Raw genomic sequence first — 5940 nt, 5'->3', positions numbered from 1 at the left:
CTTCGTCGACAACATCTTCCGCTTCACCCAGGCGGGCGCCGAGGTGTCGGCGCTGCTGGGCCGCATCCCGTCGGCCGTGGGCTATCAGCCGACCCTGTCGACCGACATGGGCGCGCTGCAGGAGCGCATCACCTCGACCACCAAGGGCTCGATCACCTCGGTGCAGGCCATCTACGTGCCCGCCGACGACCTGACCGACCCGGCGCCGGCGACCTCGTTCTCGCATCTGGACGCGACGACGGTGCTGAGCCGCGCGATCTCCGAGCTAGGCATCTACCCGGCGGTGGATCCGCTCGACTCGACCTCGCGCATCCTCGACCCGCGCGTGGTCGGCCAGGAGCACTACGAGGTGGCCCGCGCCGTGCAGCGCACGCTGCAGGAATACAAGGCGCTGCAGGACATCATCGCCATCCTGGGCATGGACGAGCTGACCGAGGAGCAGAAGCTGACCGTGGCCCGCGCCCGGAAGATCCAGCGCTTCTTCAGCCAGCCCTTCCACGTCGCCGAGGTGTTCACCGGCACGCCGGGCGTGTTCGTCCCGGTCGAGGAGACGGTCCGGGCGTTCAAGGGCATCGTCAACGGCGACTACGACCACCTGCCGGAAGCGGCGTTCTACATGGTCGGCACCATCGACGACGCCATCGCCAAGGCGAAGAAGCTCGCCGAAGCCGCCTGACGCCAGCAGCATCGTAGCCGGGGACATCCATGGCCGAGAAATTCGCCTTCGAACTGGTCTCGCCCGAGAAGCTGCTCGTGGCGCAGCAGGTCGAGATGGTGGTCGTCCCCGGTGGCGACGGCTATTTCGGCGTGCTGAAGGGGCACATGTCGATGCTGTCGACCGTCCAGCCGGGCGTGATCGACGTCTATGAGCAGCGCAGCGCCGTCTCCAGCCGCCTGTTCGTCACCGGCGGCTTCGCCGAGGTGACGCCGGAGCGCTGCACCGTGCTGGCCGAGGAGGTGGTACCCGTCGCTTCGATGGACCGCGCCAAGGTCGAGCAGGAGCTGCGCGACGCCGAGGAGGACGTGGCCGACGCCAAGACCCCCGGCGACAAGGCGGTGGCCGAGCGCGCGCTGAAGCTGGCCCAGGCCAAGCTGACCGCCGTCACCCGCGGAGCGCCGGCCGGCCACGCCTGACCGGTCTTCCAGACTGTCGAATAAAGGGGCCCGCTTGGGCCCCTTTTTCTTTGGCCGGTGCGGCAATGGCCCCCGCTCCTGGTAAGCTGCCCATCCGATTGCTGCCAATGAGAGGCTGACCAGATGCCCGGGCTCACACGCTTCTCCGTCCTTCCCCTGTCCCGCATGACTCGGCGGCTGGCGGATGTCGCCTCCGGCCGCGCCGCGCCGGACCTGGTGATCCGCGACGTCCGGGTGCTGTCGACCTATTCCGAGCGCACCCTGCCGGGCCGCGAGGTCTGGGTGGCCGGCGGACGCATCGCCGCGGTGAAGCCGGCGGGATCCTGCCGCGACGGATCGGCCCGCCTTTACGACGGGAAGGGTGCCATCCTGGCGCCCGGTCTGGTCGACCCGCACATCCACATCGAATCCAGCATGGTGACCGCCTGCGCCTATGCCGAGGCGGCGCTGCTGAACGGCACCACCACGATCTTCTGCGACAGCCACGAGATCGGCAACGTCATGGACGTGGCCGGGGTCGAGGCGATGCTGGAGGATGCGCGCCAGGCGCCGCTGTCGATCTTCCTGACCGTGCCCAGCACCGTGCCGGCGACCTCGCCGCTTTTGGAGACGGCCGGCGGCGACCTGACGGCGGAGAAGATCGCCGGCCTGTTCGACCGCTGGCCCGAGGCGGTGGCGCTGGGCGAGAAGATGGATTTCGTCCCGGTGACGATGGGCGACGAGCGCAGCCACGCCATCCTGGCCGCGGCGCTGGAGCGCGGCCGGCCGGTCTCGGGCCATGTCTATGGCCGGGAGTTCGTCGCCGCCTACGCCGCCGCCGGCGTCACCGACACGCATGAGGCGATCGACCGCGACATCGCCGACGACATGCTGGAGGCCGGCATCTGGCTGTTCCTGCGCGGCGGCCCGCCGACCACGCCCTGGCACAGCCTGCCCGAGGCGATCAGGACGATCACCGAGCTGGGCGCCTCGCACAAGCGCGTCGCCGTCTGCACCGACGACCGCGACGCCGACGACCTGCTGCATTTCGGCTTGGATTGGGTGGTGCGCGAGGCGATGCGCGCCGGGATGTCGCCCGAGCAGGCCTGGTCGATGGGGTCGCTGCACGGCGCCACCCGCTTCGGCCAGGATGGCGAGATCGGCGGCTTCGGCGGCGGCCGCCGGGCCGATCTGGTGCTGCTGGACGACGGCCACAAGCCGGTCAGCACCTGGTATGGCGGCGAGCTGGTGGTCGAGGACCGCCGGATCACCCCGGTCCTGGATGAAGCGCTGTCCGCCCGCTGGCGCTATCCGGAGGCGGCGTATCACACCGTGCGGCTGTCGGCGGCGGTGAAGCTGACGCCCGACCTGCCGGCCGGGCGCGTCACCGCCCATGCCATCCGGACGGTCCTGCCCGGCATCACGCTCGGCCATGTCACGGTGGAGCTGGAGCCGGCGAATGACTGGCAGGCGCATTTCGACCGGCACGGCCTGTGCTTCGTCACGGTGGTGGAGCGGCACGGCAAATCGGCCGGCAACGTGGCGCACGGCCTGTTGTCCGGCTTCACCCTGAAGGCGGGCGCCGTCGCCTCCTCGGTCGGGCATGACAGCCACAACATCATCATCGCCGGCACCAACGAGGCCGACATGCAGGTGGCGCTGCAGGCAATCGCGGCGGCCCAGGGCGGCGTGTGCGTCGTGCGCGACGGCCAGGTGACGGCGATGGTGCCGCTGCCGATCGCGGGCCTGCTCTCCGACAAGCGCGTGATCGAGGTGGCGGAGGAGGTGAAAACGCTGAAGGCCGAATGGGAGAAGGCGGGCTGCGCCATCCCCTATATGGGCTTCAACCTGATCCCGCTGTCGGTGATCCCGGAGATCCGCATCACCGACAAGGGCCTGGTGCTGGTGCCGGAAATGGAGATCGTGCCGCTGTTCGAACCGGCGGCGGGCTGATACCACCAGCGGGCGAGGACATTGAGCTGTCATCCCGTGCGCGCTGCGGCGCGAAGCGCTGCTGCGCAGACACGGGATCTCGGCACGGACTCGAAGAGATCCCGGTCTGCAGCGCATCACTGCGTGCTGCGCCGCGCCCGGGATGACGAGTCTCTCTTTCCGAATGTCGGCCTGAGACGTCAGCCCGCCCCGGCCTCCGGGCCGAGCGCCTCGAACAGCAGCCGGGTCGGGACCAGCCGGGCGGGCTGGCCGGGGGCGAACCAGACGATGGCGTTCTGGCCGAATTCCTCGGCCAGGGCGGCGAGTTCCGCGACCGGCAGGCCGAGCACCAGCAGCCCCTGCTCCGGCGGCCAGGCGCCGTCCTGGCCGGCGCCGGTGTGCGGCACGGCCTCCGCGCCGCGCTCGCGAACCGTCTCGGCCAGGCGCTGCCGGGCTGCCACGTTCTCGGCCGCCGGCGTCAGCCGGCTGCGCGGATTGTCGGCCGTGATGAAGCCGCCGCCGGCGGCGCCGCGCCCCATCAGCCAGGCTTCGGCCGCCGGGTTCCGGCGGTCGATCCGCACCTCGTGCTCGGCGCCGTCGGCGGCGAACAGGTAGCGGGTGTCGCGATAGGCCTCGAGCAGCCGGATGAAGTCCGAGAGGCCCATCGCCCCGTCCGCCGCCGGCGCTTCGTCAGCCGGCCCGCTCGGTGGTCGGGTCGATCATCTTGCGGATCTCGGTAATCTTGGTCGCCGGGAAGCCGCTGATCTCGGCGTGCTTGCGGATCACGCCCTCGTCCTTGGCGAGATAGACGCAGAAGGTCTTGTTGTCGGCGACATAGCTTTCGACCCATTGGATGTCCGGGCCGATCTCACGCAGCGCCTCGTTCGACTTGGCGGCGGCGCCGCGCAGCTGCTCGCGCTCGAGGCTGCCGACGTCCGGGATATCGCGCTCGATGATGAACTTCCGAAGGGCCATGCCTTCCTCCTGGGTTAGGACCGGTTGATCGCGCCTGTCCCCATTGCTTCACATCGTCCGGAACGCGGCGGGCGGATCAGTACAGCCCGCCGGTCCCGGTTGTCGCGTCGGGCACGGTGTCGCCGAAGCCCGTCGTGCCCTGGTCGGCGGGCGTGCCGCCGCTGCCGTCGAGCCGGTCGAGGGCATAGCCGGTGCCGGGCTCGGTGCCGGGGCGGAACGCCTCCCAGATCGTGTTGCCGTCGCTGCCATAGGCCGGCTGGCCGGTCTGCCGGTCGACCTTCACCAGATTGACCCCGGGCGGGATGCGGAAGGGCGGCACATCCTTGCCCTTGAGCGCCGCGGCCATGAAGTCGCCGAAGATCGGCAGCGCGGCGGTGGAGCCCCACTCCCGCGCCCCCAGCGTCTTCGGGTCGTCGAAGCCGACATAGATCGCCACCACCAGGTCCGGCGCGAAGCCGACGAACCAGGCGTCCTTGGCGTCGTTGGTGGTGCCGGTCTTGCCGGCCAGGGTGAAGCCCAGCTTGTTCAGCGCCGCGCCGGTGCCGCGCTGGACCACGCCCTGCAGGATCGACGTCATCTGATAGGCCGAGACCGGGTCGGCGATCTGCTCTCGCGTGTCGGGGATCACCGGCGTCGCCTGGTCGGCCCAGGGCTGGCCGCAGGCCTCGCAGGGCCGGTCGTCATGGCGGTAGATCGTCTTGCCGGTGCGGTCCTGGATCCGGTCGATGAAGGTCGGGATCACCTTCTTGCCGCCATTGGCGATCTGGGCGAAGCCGGTGGCCATCTGCAGCGGCGTGGTCGCGCCGGCGCCGAGCGCCATCGAGTACAGCAGCGGCATGTCCTTGTAGACGCCGAACCGCTCCGCCGTGTCCTTGACCTTGTCCAGGCCGACGGCCTGGATCAGCCGCACCGTCATCAGGTTGCGCGACCGCTCGACGCCGACGCGCAGCGGCATCGGGCCCAGGAACCGGTGGTCGTCATTCTCCGGCGTCCAGTCGGTGGTGCCGACATCGATGGTGATCGGGGCGTCGTCGATGATGGTAGCCGGGGTGTAGCCGGCCTCCAGCGCCGTCAGATAGACGAAGGGCTTGAAGGTCGAGCCGGGCTGCCGCACCGCCTGGGTGCCGCGGTCGAACTCGCTCATCGCATAGTCGTAGCCGCCGGTGATCGCCATCACCCGGCCGGTGTTCGGGTCCAGCGCCACCAGCGCGCCCTGGACGTCGGGGATCTGGCGCAGGCCGAATTCCTGCGGCACCGCCTTGTCCTCCGGCACCGGGCCGGTCGGCTCGACCAGGATGACGTCGCCCTTGGCCAGCACGTCGGCGGGTCGCTTCGGATCGGGGCCGACAGTCTGGTTCTGGCGCCACGGCCGGGCCCATTTCATCTCCGCGAAGGGAATGGTGCCGCGGCTCTTGTCAGAGAAGCCGATCGAAGCGGCTTTGGCGTCGACGTCGAGCACCACGGCCAGCTGCCAGTCGCCGGCGCCGGCCGGCCGGTCGATCTTGGCCAACTGCCCGGCCCAGTCGTCGAAGCCCTCGATCTTCTTCAGCGGGCCGCGCCAGCCATGCCGCATGTCGTAGTTGCGCAGGCCGCCGCGCAGCGCCTGGTCGGCCAGGTCCTGCAGATGCGGGTCCAACGAGGTGCGCACCGACAGGCCGCCCTGGTAGAGCGCGTCGTTGCCATAGAGGCGCTGCAGCTCGCGCCGCACCTCCTCGGCGAAATAATTGGCGCTGACGAACTCGATCTGCCGCCGGTCCTTGGTCACCAGCGGCTCGGCCCGGGCGGCGTCGGCCTGCTCCTTGGTGATGTGCCCGTCCTCGATCCTGACGCCGCTGCTCGCCTCCGCCGAAACCGCTCCCGCTTCCGCTCCTGCCGCCGACGTCCCGGCGACGCTGCCGACGATTGCCGTGCAGTCGTCCG

At 70.2% G+C, this 5940-nt stretch carries 5 protein-coding genes and 1 pseudogene; 3 read left to right on the top strand and 3 right to left on the bottom strand.

Annotated features, from left to right (window positions below; genetic code table 11):
• From ABDW35_RS30515 to ABDW35_RS30505, 3 genes and pseudogenes are all read left to right on the top strand, one after another.
• Positions 1–676, top strand: a pseudogene (locus tag ABDW35_RS30515) (F0F1 ATP synthase subunit beta); the annotation flags it as partial.
• A 29-nt stretch (positions 677–705) separates the two neighbouring features.
• Positions 706–1134, top strand: coding sequence for a F0F1 ATP synthase subunit epsilon (locus ABDW35_RS30510; protein ID WP_034840628.1), 429 nt, complete (start codon positions 706–708; stop codon positions 1132–1134).
• A gap of 123 nt (positions 1135–1257) precedes the next feature.
• Positions 1258–3066: an adenine deaminase C-terminal domain-containing protein gene (locus tag ABDW35_RS30505; RefSeq protein WP_343717606.1), complete on the top strand. Its 1809-nt coding sequence runs from the start codon at positions 1258–1260 to the stop codon at positions 3064–3066.
• A 179-nt stretch (positions 3067–3245) separates the two neighbouring features.
• Here the strand turns inward: ABDW35_RS30505 and ABDW35_RS30500 are convergent, their stop codons facing one another.
• The 3 genes from ABDW35_RS30500 to ABDW35_RS30490 form a co-directional block, all read right to left on the bottom strand.
• Positions 3246–3710 carry a DUF3293 domain-containing protein gene (locus ABDW35_RS30500; protein WP_343717605.1) on the bottom strand — a complete coding sequence of 155 codons (465 nt, stop codon included), beginning with the start codon at positions 3708–3710 and terminating at the stop codon, positions 3246–3248.
• Between the two features lie 25 nt (positions 3711–3735).
• Positions 3736–4020 (bottom strand): DUF4242 domain-containing protein, encoded by a 285-nt coding sequence (locus ABDW35_RS30495; protein WP_343717604.1) that lies wholly within the window; start codon positions 4018–4020, stop codon positions 3736–3738.
• A gap of 76 nt (positions 4021–4096) precedes the next feature.
• A partial coding sequence (locus ABDW35_RS30490) for a penicillin-binding transpeptidase domain-containing protein (RefSeq protein WP_343717603.1) occupies positions 4097–5940 on the bottom strand: 1844 nt, incomplete at its 5' end.

This window comes from Inquilinus sp., from assembly GCF_039594555.1.
In the GTDB taxonomy this organism is placed as follows: Bacteria; Pseudomonadota; Alphaproteobacteria; order DSM-16000; family Inquilinaceae; genus Inquilinus.
This window is presented reverse-complemented; position numbering and strand designations above follow the sequence as displayed.